At 49.4% G+C, this 20,129-nt stretch carries 23 protein-coding genes; 4 read left to right on the plus strand and 19 right to left on the minus strand.

From position 1 onward, the window contains the following. From BM056_RS14415 to BM056_RS14470, 13 genes are all read right to left on the minus strand, one after another. Nucleotides 1-413: sodium ion-translocating decarboxylase subunit beta (locus BM056_RS14415; RefSeq protein ID WP_165613539.1), on the minus strand; the 413-nt coding region annotated here is incomplete at its 3' end. A gap of 218 nt (nucleotides 414-631) precedes the next feature. Next, complete coding sequence (locus BM056_RS14420) at nucleotides 632-844, minus strand: biotin/lipoyl-containing protein (protein ID WP_092472137.1); 213 nt, start codon at nucleotides 842-844, stop codon at nucleotides 632-634. 28 nt (nucleotides 845-872) lie between these two features. Beyond that, nucleotides 873-1,022, minus strand: a complete 150-nt coding sequence (locus tag BM056_RS26270; protein ID WP_114319293.1) for an OadG family transporter subunit — start codon at nucleotides 1,020-1,022, stop codon at nucleotides 873-875. Between the two features lie 22 nt (nucleotides 1,023-1,044). Next, a complete protein-coding gene (locus tag BM056_RS14425) occupies nucleotides 1,045-2,589 on the minus strand; it encodes an acyl-CoA carboxylase subunit beta (protein WP_092472138.1) in 1,545 nt (514 codons plus the stop codon). A gap of 126 nt (nucleotides 2,590-2,715) precedes the next feature. After that, nucleotides 2,716-3,873, minus strand: a complete 1,158-nt coding sequence (locus tag BM056_RS14430; RefSeq protein ID WP_092472139.1) for an acyl-CoA dehydrogenase family protein — start codon at nucleotides 3,871-3,873, stop codon at nucleotides 2,716-2,718. 489 nt (nucleotides 3,874-4,362) lie between these two features. Beyond that, a complete protein-coding gene (wecB, locus tag BM056_RS14435) occupies nucleotides 4,363-5,514 on the minus strand; it encodes a non-hydrolyzing UDP-N-acetylglucosamine 2-epimerase (RefSeq protein WP_092472140.1) in 1,152 nt (383 codons plus the stop codon). A gap of 66 nt (nucleotides 5,515-5,580) precedes the next feature. Continuing rightward, nucleotides 5,581-5,901, minus strand: a complete 321-nt coding sequence (locus BM056_RS14440) for a MazG-like family protein (protein ID WP_092472141.1) — start codon at nucleotides 5,899-5,901, stop codon at nucleotides 5,581-5,583. Nucleotides 5,902-5,916: 15 nt separating this feature from the next. After that, complete coding sequence (locus BM056_RS14445; protein ID WP_238456471.1) at nucleotides 5,917-6,339, minus strand: deoxycytidylate deaminase; 423 nt, start codon at nucleotides 6,337-6,339, stop codon at nucleotides 5,917-5,919. Between the two features lie 7 nt (nucleotides 6,340-6,346). After that, nucleotides 6,347-7,624 (minus strand): serine hydroxymethyltransferase, encoded by a 1,278-nt coding sequence (gene glyA / locus BM056_RS14450; protein ID WP_092472143.1) that lies wholly within the window; start codon nucleotides 7,622-7,624, stop codon nucleotides 6,347-6,349. Between the two features lie 18 nt (nucleotides 7,625-7,642). Then, on the minus strand, nucleotides 7,643-8,089 hold the full coding sequence (gene rpiB, locus BM056_RS14455; RefSeq protein WP_092472144.1) for a ribose 5-phosphate isomerase B: 447 nt from the start codon (nucleotides 8,087-8,089) through the stop codon (nucleotides 7,643-7,645). Nucleotides 8,090-8,276: 187 nt separating this feature from the next. Then, on the minus strand, nucleotides 8,277-8,744 hold the full coding sequence (locus BM056_RS14460; RefSeq protein ID WP_092472145.1) for a low molecular weight protein arginine phosphatase: 468 nt from the start codon (nucleotides 8,742-8,744) through the stop codon (nucleotides 8,277-8,279). Nucleotides 8,745-8,857: 113 nt separating this feature from the next. Beyond that, nucleotides 8,858-9,403 (minus strand): manganese efflux pump MntP, encoded by a 546-nt coding sequence (locus BM056_RS14465; RefSeq protein WP_092472146.1) that lies wholly within the window; start codon nucleotides 9,401-9,403, stop codon nucleotides 8,858-8,860. 298 nt (nucleotides 9,404-9,701) lie between these two features. Then, nucleotides 9,702-10,772: an L-threonylcarbamoyladenylate synthase gene (locus BM056_RS14470; RefSeq protein WP_092472147.1), complete on the minus strand. Its 1,071-nt coding sequence runs from the start codon at nucleotides 10,770-10,772 to the stop codon at nucleotides 9,702-9,704. Nucleotides 10,773-11,007: 235 nt separating this feature from the next. Between BM056_RS14470 and BM056_RS14475 the strand changes: the two genes are divergently transcribed. From BM056_RS14475 to BM056_RS14490, 4 genes are all read left to right on the plus strand, one after another. Continuing rightward, nucleotides 11,008-11,637: an accessory gene regulator ArgB-like protein gene (locus BM056_RS14475; RefSeq protein WP_165613540.1), complete on the plus strand. Its 630-nt coding sequence runs from the start codon at nucleotides 11,008-11,010 to the stop codon at nucleotides 11,635-11,637. Nucleotides 11,638-11,713: 76 nt separating this feature from the next. Next, entirely contained in the window at nucleotides 11,714-11,836 is a 123-nt protein-coding gene (locus BM056_RS14480) for a cyclic lactone autoinducer peptide (protein WP_114319294.1), read from the plus strand. Beyond that, complete coding sequence (locus tag BM056_RS14485; RefSeq protein WP_092472150.1) at nucleotides 11,829-12,341, plus strand: hypothetical protein; 513 nt, start codon at nucleotides 11,829-11,831, stop codon at nucleotides 12,339-12,341. Before BM056_RS14480 ends, BM056_RS14485 begins: the two co-directional genes overlap by 8 nt. A 39-nt stretch (nucleotides 12,342-12,380) precedes the next feature. After that, nucleotides 12,381-14,318, plus strand: a complete 1,938-nt coding sequence (locus BM056_RS14490) for an ATP-binding protein (RefSeq protein WP_092472151.1) — start codon at nucleotides 12,381-12,383, stop codon at nucleotides 14,316-14,318. Here the strand turns inward: BM056_RS14490 and prmC are convergent. The 6 genes from prmC to BM056_RS14520 all read right to left on the minus strand — a co-directional run bounded on the left by prmC (nucleotide 14,279) and on the right by BM056_RS14520 (nucleotide 19,949). Beyond that, nucleotides 14,279-15,190 (minus strand): peptide chain release factor N(5)-glutamine methyltransferase, encoded by a 912-nt coding sequence (gene prmC / locus BM056_RS14495; protein WP_092472152.1) that lies wholly within the window; start codon nucleotides 15,188-15,190, stop codon nucleotides 14,279-14,281. The two genes, BM056_RS14490 and prmC, sit on opposite strands and share 40 nt — an antisense overlap. 4 nt (nucleotides 15,191-15,194) lie before the next feature. Beyond that, nucleotides 15,195-16,262 carry a peptide chain release factor 1 gene (prfA, locus tag BM056_RS14500; protein WP_092472153.1) on the minus strand — a complete coding sequence of 356 codons (1,068 nt, stop codon included), beginning with the start codon at nucleotides 16,260-16,262 and terminating at the stop codon, nucleotides 15,195-15,197. After that, nucleotides 16,252-17,139: a DUF1385 domain-containing protein gene (locus tag BM056_RS14505; RefSeq protein WP_092472154.1), complete on the minus strand. Its 888-nt coding sequence runs from the start codon at nucleotides 17,137-17,139 to the stop codon at nucleotides 16,252-16,254. Before BM056_RS14505 ends, prfA begins: the two co-directional genes overlap by 11 nt. A 53-nt stretch (nucleotides 17,140-17,192) precedes the next feature. After that, nucleotides 17,193-17,393 carry a 50S ribosomal protein L31 gene (gene rpmE, locus BM056_RS14510; protein WP_092472155.1) on the minus strand — a complete coding sequence of 67 codons (201 nt, stop codon included), beginning with the start codon at nucleotides 17,391-17,393 and terminating at the stop codon, nucleotides 17,193-17,195. 146 nt (nucleotides 17,394-17,539) lie between these two features. Beyond that, nucleotides 17,540-18,784 (minus strand): radical SAM family protein, encoded by a 1,245-nt coding sequence (locus tag BM056_RS14515; RefSeq protein WP_092472156.1) that lies wholly within the window; start codon nucleotides 18,782-18,784, stop codon nucleotides 17,540-17,542. 208 nt (nucleotides 18,785-18,992) lie between these two features. Then, nucleotides 18,993-19,949 (minus strand): peptidoglycan DD-metalloendopeptidase family protein, encoded by a 957-nt coding sequence (locus BM056_RS14520; RefSeq protein ID WP_092472157.1) that lies wholly within the window; start codon nucleotides 19,947-19,949, stop codon nucleotides 18,993-18,995. Between the last annotated feature and the right edge of the window lie 180 nt (nucleotides 19,950-20,129).

A 20,129-nucleotide genomic window follows, 5' to 3' on the forward strand; every position in this document is an offset into this window, starting at 1 on the left:
ATAATACCGATACAGGCCGCCTCGTTGACAGTGAAACCCAGCAGCAGCGCCCCGAAAAATGCCGAATATACGCCCAACTGGGCCGCCGCCCCCAGCAGCAGTGTCTTGGGATTGCCAATCACCGGGGCGAAATCCGTCATGGCGCCCAACCCAAGGAAAATCAACGGCGGTATTAACTCGGTTTCAATACCATAGTGATAAAAGATATAAAATAGGCCACCCTCTTCTAAAAGGCCGGTAAGAGGGAAATTGGCCGCAAATATGCCGAACCCGATGGGAATCAAAAGCAGCGGCTCAACCCCCTTGGCAATGGCCAGGTAAAAGAGGACAAAGGCAATCAGCCACATCGCAATGTTGCCCAGGGTTAAACTCATAACCCCAATTCCGCTAAAAATATCTACCAGCTGACCCAATGCCCTTTCCTCCTTGGTTAGTTTTATTTAAGAATTCAGAATTCAGTAGTCAGAATTAAGAATACTGCAAGATAATAAATTAGCCTCTCATCCTGATTCCTGGCTTCTGTCCCCTGAACACTTACAATTATTTACTTAATAGTCAGCACCAGGAGTCAGAATATTACGAGATAATAAATTGTTTTTTATTCTGACTCCTGACTCCTGAGTACTTACAATTATTTCAGTGCTACCAGCACAGTGTCGGTGTTAACCACATCACCGGCGCTAATGTTAACTTCAACTACTTCCCCGTCGGAAGGAGCGTACACCTTAATCTGCATCTTCATAGCTTCCAAGGTCACCACAACGTCGTTTTTCTTAACCTGGTCGCCCGCTTTAACATCAACCGATACTACTTTACCCACCATGGGAGCATTGATCTGCACCATACCAAAATACCTCCTCTAAAATAAAAAGCTACGCTTTTTGCTTTTGCTGCTTTTTTTGAGCCTGGCTGCTAATTATTCTACCGGAAACCTGAACAGTAATCATAAGCACAGCCAGCACTGCAAAAACAGACAGGACACCTGACAGGGCCACTGAGGTGGCCGCTTCCCAATCAACCATTTTTTTACCTCCCCGCCACGTTTTACATATTAATGTTGGAGAATTTCCTCCAGGGCCGGGCCACAGACTTATTCTCGAGCAGATCCAAAGAGGCACAAATTTTCTTCCTGGTTTCGGAAGGCAGGATAATGTCGTCAACATAGCCACGCTCCGCTGCGTGGAACGGATTCTCATACAGATCCCGGTACTGCTGGATCCTTTCCGCCCTAACTTCCGCCGGATTTTCCGCGTTTTTAATTTCTTTGGCAAAAATTACACTGGCTGCCGTTTCCGCGCCCACAATGGTGATGGTGGCTTCCGGCCAGGCATAAACGATGTCGGCGCCGGTGTCTTTGCAGCACATGCCCAGGTACGCACCGGCAAAGGATTTACGCATGATAACGGTAATTTTGGGCACTGTGGCATCGATGTAGGCATACAGCATTTTGGCGCCGTGTCTGAGAATGCCCTTCCATTCCTGCTCGGGACCGATCATGTAGGCCGGAGTGTCATGCAGGTTGACCAGCGGAATATTAAACAAATCGCAGAATCTGACGAACCTGGCAACCTTATCGGCTGCGTTGCAGTCAATTACGCCGCCCATCCAGTTGGGCTGGCTGGCCACGATACCTGTGCTGCGACCGTTGAAACGGGCAAAGCCAATGATTACGTTCTTGGCAAAATCAGGCATAATCTCCATGAAGACTCCGTTGTCCACCAGCTTGAAGATGACTTCGTGCATGTCATAAGGAATCATGGTTTGCTCGGGGATCATGCCGTCCATTTCCGGCACCAGACGCATAGCCTCGTCACCGGTATCAATCCGCGCCGGTTTTTCCTTGTTGTTCTGGGGCAGGTACTCCAGCAGCTGCCTGGCTCTATCCATGCAGTCCTTGTCGTCGCCAGCCACGATATGGGTGCAACCCGATTTAACAGCATGTGCCTCTACGCCGCAGAGGGTTTGCAGATCAATGTCTACGCCCAGCTGGGTTTTAACAAAAGCTGGACCGGCGATTCCCATATAACCATGATTTCGACTTTGAATTACAAAATCCTGCATCACCGGGTGATAAGCCTGGCCACCCAGGCAGGGGCCCAACAGCAGCGCAACCTGGGGGATAACCCCGGAAGCCAGGTTTTGTGCTTTAAACAGCCAGGCGTAGGCCTGTAGGGTATCAATGCCTTCCTGCAGCCTGGCGCCGCCGGAATCGTTCATACCAATAAAGGGAATGCCCATATCCTTGGCCATGTCGATGGCAGCGGCAAATTTTTTGCCGTGGTATTCACCAAAGGTACCGGCCATAGCGGTATAGTCTTCAGCGCCAACCATAACCATTCTGCCGTTAACTTTACCGTAACCGCACACAACTCCTTCAGCTGGAATATTTTTTTTGTCCATGCCAAAGTTTGTTATCCGGTGTTTCAAAAATGTGCCGATTTCAGTAAATGTACCGGGATCAAAGAAATATTCCACTCTTTCCCGCGCAGTTAATTTGCCTTCCTTGTGCTGTTTGGCGACGGCCTTCTCGCCGCCCATTTGCATGATTGTTTCTCTTCTACAATTAAAGTCGTCGTATTTCTGGCTCATAATAAACCTCCTCGGTATTGATTATTTGTTGCCTTTACGGTATCCCACCAGGGCATTGGCGGCAATAATCATTTCCTGAATGCCGCTGGCGCCCTCAACTATTTGGCAGGGCTTGATACTATGATCCTAACGGTTGGGCGCGTAACCAAGTTCAATGTTGGCAATGATCATCTGGTGCATGTTGGAGGTTCCCTCCAGGGTTTCAAACTGCTTACAATCGCGCAGCCACCTGCCACAGGGATATTCATTGGAATAGCCATATGAACCGTAAATTTTCATTGCCAGGTTGGCAGCATGAACAGCCGCGTTACAACCTGCCAGTTTGGCAATGGAAGTTGCCTGCTGGCTGGGTAATTTATTATCTTTTAGCCATGCAGCGCGATAAACGAGATTTTTGGCTGCCTCATCTTCCAATATCATTTCAGCAATCTGAGCTTGAATCATTTGATATTTGCCGATTGGTTTGCCAAACTGGATACGCTCTTGCGCATATTGAACAGCACCATCCAGGCATGCCCTGGAAAGAGCTGCGGCACCGGTGGCACAACCCATGCGGGTATTGTTCAACTGCCACATACAAATATAGAAGCCTTTGTTTAATGGGCCTAAAAGATTTTCTTTAGGAACCACTGCATTTTCGAAAATTAATTCCGAAGTCGGAGCAGACCACATACCGACTTTTTCGTTAATTGGAATTCTGGTAACGCCGGGGGTATTGTTGTAGTCAATTATGAAACAGGATATCCCCTTAGCGCCTGCGCCTTTTTCCGTGACGGCATAGAGTAATCCGGTATCGGAAGTATGCCCGCCGGATATCCACGTCTTGGTGCCATTTATCAGCCAGTGGTCACCCTTATCTTCTGCAAACGTCTTCATGCTGGCTACATCGGAACCTGTATTGGGCTCGGTCATAGCAAAGCTTCCCACCGCTGACCCATCTAACAGTCCGGGGATGTATTTCTGTTTTTGTTCTTCAGTGCCATATTCATTGATGGTCATTGCCGGACCCCAGTTGTTGCCGCTGATGGAAAGTCTCCAGGAAGTATGAACCTTGGATATTTCATACAGTGCTATACAACCTTCCATCCAGCCCATGCCATTTCCGCCGTATTCCTCCGGAAGACTCCAGCCCAGCAGGTCCAATTCACCCATTTTTTTCAATATTTCTCTGCGATAATAATGGTTTTTTTCATCCTCTTCAACAAAAGGAGCAATTTCCTTTTCTGCAAAATTGCGAGCCATATCCTGTACCATTTGTTGTTCTTCTGTTAACCCAAAATCCATTGTTTATACCCTCCTAATTTAAATAATGTTGTTACAAATGGCGTAAATGGTAATTCTTTTAGCCCATTGGCCGACATGCAGGGCTGGATGATCCCGCCGGCCCGCCCCAAACGCAGCCCAAATATCCTCCAAAACACATCTTTGTTTCAAAGAAGTTATTTATGCAATGGACGTGCCACAAGCCGGTCGCGGGGTACGGGGTCATGCTTTGGGGATTTGACGTGCTATGGACCGCACCCAGTGCTCCGCTTACTCCGGGAAGCCACCAGATCACCTTACCAACGCTAGCTATTTTTCATCCTCTGTTGATGCCGCTTTAGCAGCATGGCGATTTATCCTGTACTATTGAAATAAAAAACGGCCCTTCCAGGGAGGGACCGTGATGCATTTTTACATTATTGATGCATTTTTGCAAAAGGAGCCGTGGAGTCGCCCCCTTCTTTAGACCCGGCGGGCAGAGTCGTCCACCCCAACTTGCCACTGATGCATTTATGCAAGGGGAGAAAACTCCACTGGTTTTTCCGCAGCAAGGCGATAGGAAAATTTGATCGCCTGCGCAATTCTGCCGCAGGCCCGTCCGTCCCCGTAGGGGTTAATGGCCTCGGACATAGAGCGATAGTGGCCGGCATCGGATAGCAGCCGTCCCGTTTCCTCACGCACCGTTTGGCGATCCGTCCCCACCAGTATCACTGTCCCCGCGTCCACCGCCTCGGGGCGCTCGGTGGTATTGCGCAGCACCAGCACGGGCTTGCCCAGTGCCGGAGCTTCTTCCTGCATGCCGCCGGAATCCGTAAGCACCAGATAGCAGCGGGACATCAAATTGATATGGGGTTCGTAATCAAGGGGTTCCACCAGGTGCACCCGGTCATTGCCCCCGAGTACCTCCTGTACCACCTGGCGCACGGCCGGGTTTTTGTGTACCGGAAAGATCACCCGGATATCAGGGTAATTGTCCAGCGTGTCCCGCAGCGCCAAATAGATGTCCCGCATGGGCGCGCCGAGGTTTTCCCTGCGGTGGGTGGTCATCAGTATAATCCGCCCTTCTTCAGCTAGCAGCCGGTTCAGCAGCGGATCGTTAAAACGGTAGTCCGGCCTCACCGTGGCCATCAGCGCGTCGATCACCGTGTTGCCGGTGACGAAAATACTATCGGGGTTGACCCCTTCCCGGAGCAGGTTGGCCCTGGCCTTCACAGTGGGCGCGAAATTCAGCTCGGCCAGTGCCCCGGTCAGCCGCCGGTTCATTTCCTCCGGATACGGAGAGTATTTATTGCCGGTGCGCAGCCCGGCCTCAACATGACCAACCGGAATTTGCATGTAATAAGCAGCCAGCGCCGCCACAAAAGTGGTGGTGGTGTCACCATGCACCAGCACTAAATCCGGTTTTTCCAACTCCAATACTTTTTGCAGTCCCGCCAGGGCCCTTCCCGTTATATCGAACAGGGTCTGACCCGACCGCATAATGTTTAAGTCGTGATCGGGCACTATATTAAAAAGGCGCAGCACCTGATCCAACATTTCTCTGTGCTGCGCCGTAACAGCCACCCGGCAATCCAATTGTTCATCCCTTTGCAGCAGCTGCACCAGCGGCGCCATTTTAATCGCCTCCGGCCTGGTGCCAAACACCACCAAAACCTTCATCATTATCACCCCCGGGATCAGGTATAAGATTTTTCACGTAACTACCGGATCGCCCTGCCTACTGTACAATTACTCAGACTCAGGAACAAGGTAGCCTTTGCGGATCAATTTATTAATATGTTCATCCAGCGCTTTTTCTATACTTACATGGTAATGCTCTTCCAGCACGAACATCATAGAAACTGCTGTCTGGGCCACATCCAGCAGCTCTCTGGTTATCAGCGCCAGTACTTCACGTTCGTCAATGGTACATTTTTCTCCACTCATACCCCTGAGCTTGCCAATAGCCTGGGCCAATTCCCCTGCCTCTTCCATCAGCTTTAACGCGGTGGATTCCATGGAGGGGGTCAGGTTATTTAATTTTGGCAGGGCTACTATTTTTTTCTGCACCTTTCATCACCACCGCTAACCATTAAAGTCCATTTTCTTTAATTCAACACCTGCTTCAGCCAGCATCTCCAGCGCCAGTTTATCGGGGTAATCCCCCTGATAAACGATTGTTTTAATCCCGGCGTTGGCTATCATTTTTGCACAAAGCACACAGGGCTGATGAGTCACGTAAAAAGTCCCGCCCGCAATTGATATGCCGTGCAGGGCGGCCTGAATCAGGGCGTTTTGTTCGGCGTGCAGCCCCCGGCACAACTCATGCCTTTCTCCGGAAGGGATGCCCTGGCTTTCCCGCAGGCAGCCTATCTCCAGGCAGTGCCGCAGGCCGGCGGGCGCGCCGTTATAGCCGGTGGTTAAAATGCGGTTGTCCCGCACGATGATCGCGCCGACCTTTCGTCGCAGGCAGGTTGACCGGCTCGCCACCACTGTGGTTATTTCCATGAAGTAGCTATCCCATGAGGGGCGCTGCATAAACACCACCCTCTTCGTAAATGGGGAAACGACGGCATAAACCGGCGGCCATTTCCGCGGCTTTTTTAAGGCGCGCCGTATCGTCACCATAACTCAGGGCCAAATGGATTATTTCAGCAACCTCGGCCATTTCCGGCTCTTTAAGGCCCCTGGTGGTTACGGCCGGCGTGCCAACGCGCACGCCGCTGGTGATCACAGGCGGCTGTGGATCGTTGGGAATAGCGTTTTTATTAACAGTAACTCCGACTTCGTCTAAAACTTTTTCGGCGTCGCGCCCGGTAATATTTTTATTGCGCAGGTCCACCAGCATCATGTGATTATCCGTTCCGCCCGAGACCAGCTCAAACCCGCGCTCCAGCAACGCATTGGCTAAGGCAAGCGCGTTTTTGACTATCTGCTGCTGGTATTCCTTAAAGCCTGGCCGGAGGGCCTCACCAAAGGCAACAGCTTTGGCGGCGATTACGTGCATCAACGGCCCGCCCTGTATGCCCGGAAAGACGGCTTTATCCACAGCGGCACCGTGTTTTTCCCGGCACAGGATCATCCCGCCCCGGGGCCCGCGCAGTGTTTTATGAGTGGTGGTGGTAACAATGTCGGCGTAGGGGACGGGGCTAATATGCAACCCGGCGGCGACCAGGCCGGCAATGTGCGCCATATCAACCACTAAGTATGCGCCAACCTGAGCGGCTATTTCACTCATTTGATCAAATAAAATTTCCCGGGGATAAGCGCTCGCCCCGGCGACAATTACTTTGGGCTTGCTCTGAACGGCAATTTCATAGACCTTGTCGTAATCTATCCGCCCCGTATCCTCTTCCACTCCGTAAAAAGCAACTTTAAAATAGCGGCCTGACATATTAAGAGGACTGCCATGCGTCAGGTGTCCCCCGTGGGCCAGGTTCATCCCCAGGATGCTGTCCCCGGGGTTTAGCAGTGTGAAATAAGCAGCCTGGTTGGCCTGGGAGCCGGAATGAGGTTGGACGTTTACATGCTCTGCGCCAAAAAGCTTTTTGGCCCGCTCAATGGCCAGAGATTCGGCCACATCCACACAGGAGCACCCGCCATAATAACGATGCCCCGGCAGTCCTTCGGCATATTTGTTGGTTAATACCGATCCCTGGGCTTCCATAACTGCCCGGCTAACGATATTTTCTGATGCAATTAGTTCCAGCGTGTTGCGCTGCCTGTCAAGCTCCCGCGCAAGCGCGCCGGACACTTCAGGGTCAATATCAGCAAGGGGGCTGTAAAAGCTCATTTAACTTTTCCTCCCAAATTACCTGTTTTTCTTCTCTATTTCGCTTATTTTTTCAATCCTGCGGGCGTGCCTGCCTCCGGCAAATTCCGAATTCAGCCAGGCATCCACTATGTCACAGGCCAGGCCAGGTCCTATAACACGCTCGCCAAGCGTTATGATGTTGGCGTTATTATGCTCCGAGGCCATACGGGCCGAGAAGGTATCGTGGCACAATGCAGCCCTGATGCCGGCCACTTTGTTGGCAGCTATGCAAACACCAATACCGGTGCCGCAGCATAAAATTCCACGGTCACAGTCCCCACCGGCGACAGCGTCCGCAACAATCCGGGCAAAGTCCGGGTAATCGACCGAATCAAGTGAATAAGTGCCGAAATCATGATAGTCAATTTGTTTTTCCTTAAGGTAGCCGATAATTTCCGCTTTTAGATTAAAACCGCCATGATCGCTGCCAATAGCCACCCGCAATATATAACACTTCCTTTTTAATGATATTTGTTTCTTAATTTACAAATTATACGAATGCCAGTTAAATTGGCCGGGTCATTTGTCCGCCCGGACCTCAACCTTAATTTATTCTACATTATTCGCAAGGTTTCCTCTAAACGAATTGACCAAAAATAAACAAGCACGGCATGGGCGTCCATTATATTGATTAAGCCTGTCCCAGAAATTTGCGGAGAGCATCGCGGATGAGGGCATTGAGTTCGCCCGCTGCGATGCGGTAGATTTCTTCACCCAGACCAAAGGGGTCGGGAATGTCTCCGCCCGCGCCGGCGTATTCCGCCAGGGTAAATATTTTCCCCGCAGCGTCGGGGGCCAGGCGCAATAGCATGTCCCTGTGCGCGGCAGTCATTGTTAAAATTAAATCAGCTTCTTCGATATCACCGGAAGAAACCAGAGAGGCCCGGTGCCCGGTTAAGTCTATGCCCCGTTCCTCCAGCACGACGATAGCCCGGTGCGATGCACCGTCACCGGGCAGGGCGGCAATTCCGGCGGATTTAAATTCAATATCTTGCCGCCCCGGGTATAGCTCAGCCAGCGCCCTGCGGGCCAGCGCCTCAGCCATGGCACTGCGGCAGGTATTCCCGGTGCAAATAAACAGTATCTTTTTTTTCTTCATAGGATAACACCAACTGTATTTAAAATTCAGGAGTCAGAATTCAGGAGTCAGGAGTCAGAATAAAATATTAATGCTAAACCGTTTTTCCATTCTGACTCCTGACTCCTGTATATTTACGGCAGCATCATGCGAATGCCGATCCCCACCAAAAGCAGCCCGCCCCCGGCTACGGCCCGCTCACCTACTTTGATTCCCACAAAACGGCCCAATATAAGACCTGCTGCAGTCATTACCCCCGCTGTGACGCCGATTATCATGGCGGTTAGGGGCAGGTTGACCTGTCTGGTACCAAGGGAAAAGCCCACACTCAGGGCATCCATGCTGACACTGGCGGCCAGCAGCAGCAAACCCCAGGTATTAACCAGAACAACTTTGGGGTCCATTGCGTCACCGCCTTTAAAAACTGAGCGAATCATTTTAACTCCCAGGTAGACTAAAAGCAGGGCACCGGCAATGCTGGCCGCTCGTCCCGCAAAAGTGCCCACAAATTCACCGGCATACCAGCCCACCAGCGGCATAACGATGTGGAAAATTAAAACCGTCAGGCTGACGATTAGAATTTGCCGGCGGGTTACCCCGGCCATACCCAAACCAAGGCACATGGAGAAAGCGTCTGTACCAAGTGCTACTGCAAGGGCAAAAACGGTATAAAGGCTCAATCTCAATTCCTCCAAAAAACCTATGCTGTTAAATGTTTATGCCAAAACAACCAGTTTCATAATCAGGTATTCAGGAGTCAGAATTCAGAATAAAACAAAATGATAAACCCATCTAATTCCTTGAATCCGATAGTTCCGTGTATCACCCCCTGGAGATAACCCGAGGGTCGGTCGACGCATTCCAATTCTTATCTCGATTCTCCATGTCCCAATGGTTCCGGGGTCAGCCCCCTGGAGAAGTCCTGAAGACCAGGTTTTTTATTCTGACTCCTGTCTCCTGACTACTGACTCCTGTTTTTTATACTGTAACAACCTTTCCCCCCGCAGCCCTGATTAATCTATTCATAACCGCCAGGCCGACACCTTCCCGGGCAATCCCCTGGGCCAGGATTCTGTCAACACCCAGCCGGTCAAACCGCCTCAGGGAATCATACAGTGCTGCTGCAACTGTTCCCGGATTCGAACTGCTGCCGGCCAATACGATATCATAACCCCGGCCTGCATAGATGCGAGCAGTGTCCTCATAGGTTAAAATTCCCACCCTTAGCCCCCGCGCTTTAAGCCGCTCGGCCTCGGCCAGGATACAGCCCGCCAAATCTTTCATATTAGCACCCTCGAACAACAGTAATGGCGCGCGCGGCGCGTAATGCATGTACTTCATACCGGGGGAACGGGGTTTTTCCACCCTGCCGCCATGCACCGCAGGGTCAATTGCCACCGGACCCAGCACTTCTTCCAGTTCCCGCAGAGTCACCCCGCCGGGCCGCAAAATAACCGGAAGTCCGCCTGTCAGGTCCAGCACAGTGGATTCCACACCCACACCCGCCGGACCGGCATCCAGCACAAGGTCAATCCGGCCGGACAAGTCTTCAATTACATGCCGGGCCGTGGTGGGACTGGGCCGTCCGGAAGCATTGGCGCTGGGCGCAGCCACAGGAACTCCGGCCGCTTCAATTAAAGCCAGCGCCACCGGGTGGGCGGGCACCCGAAACGCAACCGTGGCCAGACCACCCGTCACCTCCCGGGGAAAGCTGTTCGCGCCTTTAAGCACCAATGTCAGCGGTCCCGGCCAGAAACGTTCCGCCAGCTGTTTTGTTACAGGGGGTATTACTTTAATGTAATTGGCAATAGCTTCCGGTTTACTGATATGTACTATTAAAGGGTTATCCGCCGGCCTGCCCTTAGCGGTAAAAATCTCTTTTACCGCCCGGGAATCAAGGGCGTTGGCCCCCAGGCCATAAACAGTTTCCGTGGGGAAAGCAACCAGGCCGCCCTCCCGCAGCACCTCTGCGGCCGCTTGAACCAACCCGGCTTCCGGATTGTTTGGATCAACCGCCAACAACCGCGTGGGACGCTGACAATGTTCCATGTTTTACCACGCTCCCGCTCTCTGAAGTAGTATACCACAAAGAGGATTATGGTAAAAGAAACCGCTTTTTTCAATTCTCATTAGTCGAACTCATGCGAAAGATGGCGATATTTGTAATAAATTTTATACATTTTTTTGCAGGAAAATGGCAAATCCATACATAAGTAATCTTTTAAATTCTACAATAACCAGACATTTATGAGTTAATCGGTCAATCAGTGAGGGAGATGAGGGTTTGACATCAATTATCAGCCGCATTTCCAATTATTTGACAAGAGAAACAACCGGTTATAATAAAAACCCAAACCTGAACAGTGAGGTTTTTGCCTACGCCTTAACTATAATTTTGCTCAATATCACCGCCATTGGGGGATTTATCCTATTTTCCTGGCTGCTTGGCACTTTAAAAGCAACTTTACTGATCTGGCTGGCCTTTTATCCCCTCCGCATTTTATCCGGGGGGCGCCACCAAACCGGTCCGGTGGCGTGCTGGGTGTTAACCGTTGTAGTTTTTACCGCGCTTGGCTATATCGTTTCATACGCAGCCCCGTATATCATCCAATTTGCTTCTTTAATTGAAGCCAGTGGTTTCATTTTTGCCCTGTACGCGGTTATTGTCTACGCGCCGGTTACTATAGCCAGCAAAAAATTCAAGCCACGGAAAAAGAACCTGTTGAAGACCTCCGCCATTGTTGTGATTATTCTTTGGGGCAGCATCGTTTTTAACCCGACGGCCATAGTGGCCGGGCTTGATCCCATTTGGCCCCTGGCCATAACCGCCGGCCTGGTGGCACAGTCTTTCTCCATCATACCTTTGTCTTTTGCCAAAAGAAACAATTTAGCTGAGGGGAGAACAAAAAATTAAGCCAGCATCAAAAAACCCAATGTTAAGGCTGGATTTCCCCAAAATATTACAATATAATCAAGAAAGGAGGGATAAAATGAAAAGAATACTAATACTTTTAACCGCCACTGCTTTATTCTGGATTGCTCAGATCAGCGCTGCATCAGCTTGTGGTTGTATGTATTATGAGCCGGAATTACCAAGGAGTTTAAGTGAATAAAGAATTAATTGATACTTTAATTAGCGTAGTTATCATCGGAATACCAGAATGTATTGTCTTAACAATGCTGATGCTGGCTTTTTTACAACTGCCGCTGATCTGGAAAAAAATTATTAGCGTGGGGATTATCCAAGCTATAACAGTGATAATCTTCCGGTTGTTTGCCAACAGTTTAGAACTGCCGGGACTTCATACAGCCGCCGCTGTAATAACTTTGGGCCTTTTAGTTAGTTTCTTTTGGCAGGCCTCCAGGGTAAAAGCGCTAACTTGCAGCATAATGGTTATGATTGTCCTAATTTTACTTGAATTTTTATATTATAATCTATTTGAGTTATTGTTTACCGTAAACTTGGATAAAATTGTGCAATCCAAGCTGTACTGGGCTCTTTGCGGCTGGTCACACGTAGTTACGATAAGTTTTATTGTTATACTGGTAACCAAAACCAAATGGTACCAAAAAGGATTACTTAAATATACGCCTTTTAATCATAGCGGGGCACGGTAACAACCGTGCCTTTGACCTGACAATTAGGAGGCTGTCGCATTGATAAAACTGGAAACGGGTTTGTCCCGTTTAAAAGAATGCTATTTATTCGCCCACCTGACTTATTCTGTCCTATTCGTTACCTGCTTTTTGGAATGGCTCAAATCAAAGCATATATATCTAAGCAATGATTATATTCTTTTATGGATCACCTGCTTGATTATTATCCTGGCTTTGATTCCAGCCCAGCATGTTATTATCACCAAAACCTTTTTTCAAGACACCAAATATTTGATTTTATATAAAATTGCCTACGCCGCAGCAATCTGTATTCTTTATATACCCATTGTTACCGGAATATTTGCTGCAGGCAATCTCGGTGTTTTAATTATTGTGCCGGTGGTTCTAAATTCAATCATTTGCGGCACCATTTACGGCTTGGCCACTTCCCTGGTCGTTGCCGCGGCTATGGCTTTTGTCAGCAATACCGGAAGCGGGTTTACTCCGGAACTTATAACCAATCATATCCTGGCTCTGGCGGTGCTGGCCACCACCTCCTGGTTTATCGGCCAGGCATTTGATTACATAAAAAACCTACTACACCAGTTATTGGAAAGCGAAAGAAATCACCGGGACATCCTGAATCAACTGGACATAGCCACCCTTTACCTGGACGGCTCGCATCAGTTAATTGAAGAAAACCAGTGTTTCAGGGATCTTTTCGGGATTAAAAAATATCACAGTTTGAGTTCGGAAGAAGTGATCGGCAAACACCTGCCATTTATGAAAGACTACCTGGAAGGCAATTCCGGACACGCCATTGAGGGAATTCCGGTATTCGGACAAGCCTGTGACAGCCATGGCAATATGATCCCGGTACAGTGCGCGGCTTATCCGGCCAATGCCGACTTTGGAGAAAAGAAAGGTTTAGTATTATGCATCAACGACATATCTCTGTCTAAAAAGCTGGAAGAAGAGAAAATAAGAACTAATTTTTTTATTGATTTCTTAAAATCGGGCCTAATACTGGCTGACGCCACAGGCAAAATAATTGAAATTAACCGGGAAGCCGAAGTATTGCTTAACCAGCCTAAAGCGGTTGCTATCAACAAAAACATGACAGCTTTGTTAACATATGCTACGGGGGAAACAGCGGACCCGTTATCGCTGAAAAAATCCGGATATGAAGCACAGCTGGAAGGTAAAACATTGCTTTTTAACTGGGCCGACCTGCACAGCGGCGATAAAATAATCGGCAGCGCTTGCATTATTAATGATATTACGGATCAAAAAGAAATGGAAAGAAAAATCCATAGGTCGGCGATGCTTTCAGCCATAGGGGAGCTGGCTGCCGGGACGGCGCACGAGATCAGAAACCCCCTTACCTCAATTAGAGGCTTTCTCCAGCTTTTACTTGAGAAAAAAGATGCCAAAATAAGTAAATTTGAAAGCTATTTTGAGGTTATGTTAACTGAAGTTGACCGCATTAATGCTATTATTACCGAATTTTTAAAGCTGGCCAAACCGGAAAAGATAAAGCTATACCAGGTTAATTTAAACGATGTTGTTTTATCAATTTGGGAATTGCTGAAAAACGAGGCGATACTGAAAGAGATTAAACTGGAACTGTCACTTGATCAAGCAGTAAACCCAATTATGGGCAATAAGGATATGCTAAAACAAGTCATCATCAACCTGGTTACCAACGCCTTCCAGGCCGTAGGTCCGGGGGGACAAGTGCGGGTTGCCACATCCATGGGGAATAATGGCACTATACTGCTTTCAGTACATGACAGCGGCCCGGGGATGGACGAGTCAGTTTTGGCCAGAATTTTTGATCCATTCTTCACTACCCGGGACGAAGGAACAGGACTTGGACTGGCCATAACCAATAAAATTGTTAATGATCACAATGCCATGATCGATGTAACCAGCGGTCCTTCCCAGGGTAGCACCTTCTATATTAAGTTTCCACCGCCCGTAGATCCGGCAGCTTGAGCTAAACGGGCCACAACAAGCCGGGGACGGCCTGCCAGGTCGGCCAGTATCCTGGAATCCCAACGTGGCGCAGGTACCAGCGCCACGGCTGCTTCTTCCTGTCCGGGCGTTATTTCCATTAATAGATACCCATTGACAGCCAACAGCACTTCGGACTGGGGCACCAGGCGGCGATAATGGTCCAATCCGTCACCCCCCCCGTCCAATGCCGGTAATGGTTCGTAATCCCGAACATCCCGGGGCAGCCCGCTAATTTCTTTACCGGGTATATATGGCAAATTAGCGGCAATTAGGGCGACTGAGCCAGGCAGAAGCACCCCTGAGAGCGGACTAAGCAGATCACCTAAATAAAACTTAACTTGCACGTCGTGCCGCACGGCATTTTTTTGGGCTATTTTCAGGGCATCGGGCGATAAGTCGATGGCGTAAACAGCCGTACCCGGCGCCAAACAGCCCAGGCTGACAGCTATGGCCCCGCTGCCGGTTCCCACATCCACCGCCAGGCGATTCCCTGCCGGCCAACCGGCCAGAACGGCCAGAGCGTATTCCACCATTAATTCTGTTTCCGGCCGGGGAATTAAAACATGGGGCCCGACTAAAAAGTCAAGCCCCATAAATTCCTTGCTGCCGGTAAGGTAAGCCACCGGTTCTCCCCCCGCGCGCCGTTCAACCAGGTCCCTGTAAAGCCCGGCTTCAGCTAAAGATAACTCCCGGTTTGTCTCCCGGTACAGGTAAACCCGGTCCCGGCCAAGCACGTGAGCCAGCAGAACCTCGGCATCAATTCTGGGTGCCGCCGCACCGTTTTCATTAATGGTTTTTTTTAAATAATTTGTAGCGCGAATCAGCGCTTCACCAATGGTTACACTCTTCATCCTTTTAATCCACCTGCTGCAGCTGCTCCGCCTGGTCGGTTGTCACCAGTGCGTCTACTATTTCCTGTACATTACCCATTAGCACATCCTGCAGGCGATGCAGGGTCAGCCCAATACGGTGGTCGGTAACACGGTTCTGCGGAAAATTATAGGTGCGTATTCGTTCGCTGCGGTCACCCGATCCCACCTGGGATTTCCTGGTGCTGGCGAGCTGCTGCTGCTGGTCCTGCTGTGCCTTGTCAAGCATCCTGGCCCGCAGTACCCGCATAGCTTTGTCTTTGTTTTTATGCTGGGATTTTTCGTCCTGGCAGGAGACTACTATACCTGATGGTATATGGGTTATTCGCACCGCGGACTGGGTTGTGTTGACCGACTGGCCACCGGGCCCGGTAGAGCAAAACACATCAATCCGCAGCTCGTTCGGGTTAATCTCCACATCCACTTCCTCTGCTTCCGGCAGCACGGCCACCGTTGCGGCGGAGGTATGAATGCGACCGCCTGATTCAGTGGTGGGCACCCGCTGCACCCGGTGCACACCGCTTTCGAATTTCAACTGGCTGTAGGCGCCCTTACCTTCGATGACAAACGTAATTTCTTTAATTCCGTTCAAGTCCGTATGGTGGGCATCGATAATCTCGGTACGCCAGCCCTTGAGTTCAGCAAACCGGGTATACATGCGGAACAGGTCGGCGGCAAACAGCGCAGCCTCTTCTCCGCCGGTTCCGGCGCGAATTTCCATGATTACATTCTTTTCATCGTTAGGGTCCTTGGGGAGCAACAGAATTTTTAATTTTTGTTCCAGGGTCTCTTTCTTTTCCTCTAATTCAACTTGTTCCAGCTCGGCCAGTTCCCGCATCTCGGTGTCCAGCTTATCCTGAAGCATCTGCATAATATCATCCAGTTCGGCAGATGCCTGTTTATATTCATGGTAAACAGCAGCTACTTCGCTGAGTTCGGAATGTGCTTTAACATATTGCTGCCAGCGTGCCTGATCCCCTATAACAGCAGGATCAGCAATAAGTTCGCCCAATTCTTCATATTTTTTTTCCAAACTGTCAAGTTTATCGAACACTGACCTCACCCCTATCTTCCTTGAGCACAGCCTTTAAGGCGGCTATGGCCACCTCAACCATATTATCGTCGGGTTCCCCTGTGGTCAATTGTTGTACCCACTTGCCGGGTGCGGCCAGTATGCAGAAAATCAAGTTGTTTTGATACCGGGCTGAAGCTTTTAACAGCTCATACGATATCCCCGCCACTACCGGTAACAGCAAAATGCGGGACAAAATACGCCACCATAATACCTGTTCCCCCAGCATGGCAAAAACAATAATACTAACCACCAGCACGATGATTAAGAAACTGGTGCCGCAGCGGGGATGGTAGGTAGCATAGCGCTGCACATTCCCGGCAGTTAATTCTTCACCTGCTTCGTAAGCGTTGATGGTTTTGTGCTCGGCGCCATGATAACGAAAAACCCGTTTTATATCATTCATCTGGGCAATGGCAATTACATAAGCCAGAAATACCGTAATCCTGATCAGGCCTTCCACCAGGTTTTGCAGAATACTGCCTTGCACCCAGCGATTGAGCAGGTGGGCCGCCCCGGTGGGTACCACCACAAAAAGCAAAATAGCCAAACCAAAAGCCAGGGCCATGGTGATGGCGATATCACGCGTTGTTAGTTCCTCTTCTTCGCCTTCCATGGCCTGGTTGGCTGAAAAGGACAACGCCTGCAGCCCTACTATCAATGATTCAAAAAGCACTACAACACCTCGAAGCATAGGCCATTTAAGCGGTTTGATCCGCGAAGTTATTGATGAAACAGGCTTATGGTCAATAACGATGGTACTGTCCGGCCGGCGAACGGCTACGGCAAGGGATTCCGGACCGCGCATCATTACACCTTCAATAACGGCCTGACCCCCGTAATTAAATTCAGGACGCATTTATTATCACTTCCTTAACAAAAAAGCAGAGCATCCGCCCTGCTTAAAACAGCTTATTTTAAGCCGTATTTTTTGCGGAATTTTTCCGCCCGGCCGCCTGTTTCTACAGTTCGCTGGGAACCGGTGTAAAACGGATGGCATTTAGAACAAATCTCAACTTTGATCTCTTTTTGGGTAGACCCGGTGGTAAATGTTTCACCACAAACACAGGTTACTTTAGTTTCATGGTACTTAGGATGAATTTTCTCCTTCAAAAGAGTTCACCTCTTTCCGATCAAGATATATATTGGCAAAACAGCCGGTTAAACCGTGTTTTCCCTGATACGGACACTTAACAATTATAGCATAACGACCTTATTCAGGCAAGAAATATTGTACTTATAAGTATGAAAACACATTCTTACATTACAGGCCTTGAATAATTCCCAATTTCAAGACTGGTAATAGAACGCAGCCTTCCGACAAATTGAGGTATTCCTATTATTTCACCTTGGGTAGGAACTACGCACCCCAATAAATCTGGATCGATGTTAAGGTTTCTTAATTGCACCTTATTGATATCGTTACTTTCAATAAATTTCACGATGGCATTAGTTTCCTCCACAGTATCGTTCAAACCTGGCAGAACTAATAGATTTAAAGAAACATAAACACCCATGGACCGGGCTATCCTGATTGATCTGGCTACATCGGCCAGACTGTAGTCCCGCGGGCGGTAATAAGCGTTATATACTTCATCCCGAGCACTAATCAGACTTACCCGGATGGAATTCAACCCGGCGTTGCAGATTTGTTCAATCCCCCGGGTATAGCCGGCGTTGCTGTTTATATTGATGGTGCCGCTATTGATTTTCTGTCGAACTTTACCAACAACGCGTGCGATATCATCTGCTGCCAGGGCAGGTTCACCTTCGCAGCCCTGTCCGAAGCTGATGATGGCATCCGGAGCGTTGTACAAATGGTGCAGCGCTATTTGGGTTGCTTCTTCCACTGTGGGGCGAAAGGTCAGCCGAGACTGTGGTGAGGGGCAGCATTCCGCCGGTTGCAGGGAGATACACCCCAGGCAGCGGGCGTTGCAAACAGGAGACATAGGCAACCCGCCTTCCCAACGGGTATAAAAAATATTTTGGGCGGTAAAGCAACCGTAATCTAACGCGCACCGGGCCAGTTGTGCCAGCACCCGGTTCTCCGGGTTTTGGTTTAGCCTCCTTTGGACCAAACCGGGCAAATCTTTTGAGTTATAGTGTTTGGGATCCCAACGGTCAGGATCGTCAGTTGGCATTGCAGCCACAAATACTTTGTCATCCCGAAAGGCCACGGCGGTATAGCCATAAAGCGGCAGTGGCCGGTCTGCCTTACGCCGGTAACCCGGCAGGAGAGTACGAGTATATCCCTGAGGCAACAATGCCCCTACTGCCCTGGCCTTACTTCTGTCGCCCGGCGTAAACTCCAGCAGCTTAAATTCGCCCTGGTTATTCATCCCAACCGGCGCGCTGTCCGGTAAGAGCATTAATGAGGCTCCTTCCGGCAATTCAATCATGTCTTCATCGATAATTTCCACCAACCTGTTTCCCGTTCGGCCCACTGCAGCTAAATCATGATCAAACATCCTACCCTTTTCGTCAGCATATAATAACTTATACATACAAGCTCCTTTGCCAAGCATTACTGTTAGGTATTCAGAATTCAGAACATTTCTGAGTAGCATGAGTATATTTTACCATTACCATGGCCTTCATTAGAAGTTAGAAGTCGGATGTTAGTGTTTGGATAGCGCAAATAAATAAAAAACAGGGATATATACCCCTGTTTTTTATTTATTATGATATTAAGCCTTTATAATTGCCCCCCTGTTAGGCATAGGTGCGTTTGAGGCAGAGGAGGGGGTCGAAGGGAACGCCGTTTAGCAGTACCTCCAGGTGCAAATGGGGTCCGGTGGAACGGCCGGTGCTGCCAATCCTGGCGATGGGCTGGCTGGCCAGCACCTTCTGCCCGGAGTTTACCAACAGCTTGGAGTTATGGGCATACAGGGTGCGCAAGCCGTTGCCGTGGTCGATAATCACAGTGTTGCCATAAGTCCCCCTGGGTCCGGAAAAGACCACCGTACCGGCCTTGACAGCTCTTACAATTTGTCCGTTATCAGCAGCAATGTCAAGTCCCTCATGCATGGCGCCGTCTCTCATCCCATAAGGTGAGCTTATCCAGCCAACCACCGGCCATTCCAGCTGATTAAGCGGCAGGGACCGGGATACTACGGTCTCCCCGCCTCCCTGGCCTGCCGGAATGGTTAAAACCTGTCCCGCCATAACCCTGTCGGGATTGCGCAATCCATTCATTGCTGTCAGTTCTCTTTCTCCAACGCCAAAACGGGAAGCAATCAGACTAAGACTTTCGCCTTTTTTTACCTGGTAAGGGAAAGAAGTCCCTGGCAGCATTAACACCTGTCCTTTGATAATATGATCGCTGTCTTTAAGGTTATTCATTGACACAAGTTTACTCATATCCACGTTATTTTTGCAGGCGATTTCTCCCATGGTATCGCCTTCACGCACTATATAAACCCTGGGCGCGGCTGTCCCGACTGCTGTTTGTTGTGGTTGTTCTTCCACCGGCGCCGCCAGATATGGGGCATCAGACCGCAGCAATTCGTCAAGCCGGGCCTGTGCCGCTTGCGGCGACATAACCATAGCGACAGCCATAATTACAGTCAAACCGCTAATCATTACTTTAGCAGTAAACCTGATCTTATTAATTTTGGTTAACGTTGTCACAAACATTGTAAATAACTTTGTTTTTAAATCTTTAAACATTTTTGTCTCTCCTAGAAGTTTTATCCAAAGACATATTTTATCTTCGCACAGCCTGTAAAACCCCGCCCTCTTAGGTTGGGGATTAACAGGCTGTAAGCTCGAAATAAGTGCGACTAAGGTTTAGCGGTCAGGGGACACACCTCTGCTTATGGGTCAAAAACCCCACCCGAACCAAGTCTT

The sequence above is a fragment of the Desulfotruncus arcticus DSM 17038 genome, from assembly GCF_900113335.1.
Lineage (GTDB): Bacteria > Bacillota > Desulfotomaculia > Desulfotomaculales > Desulfallaceae > Desulfotruncus > Desulfotruncus arcticus.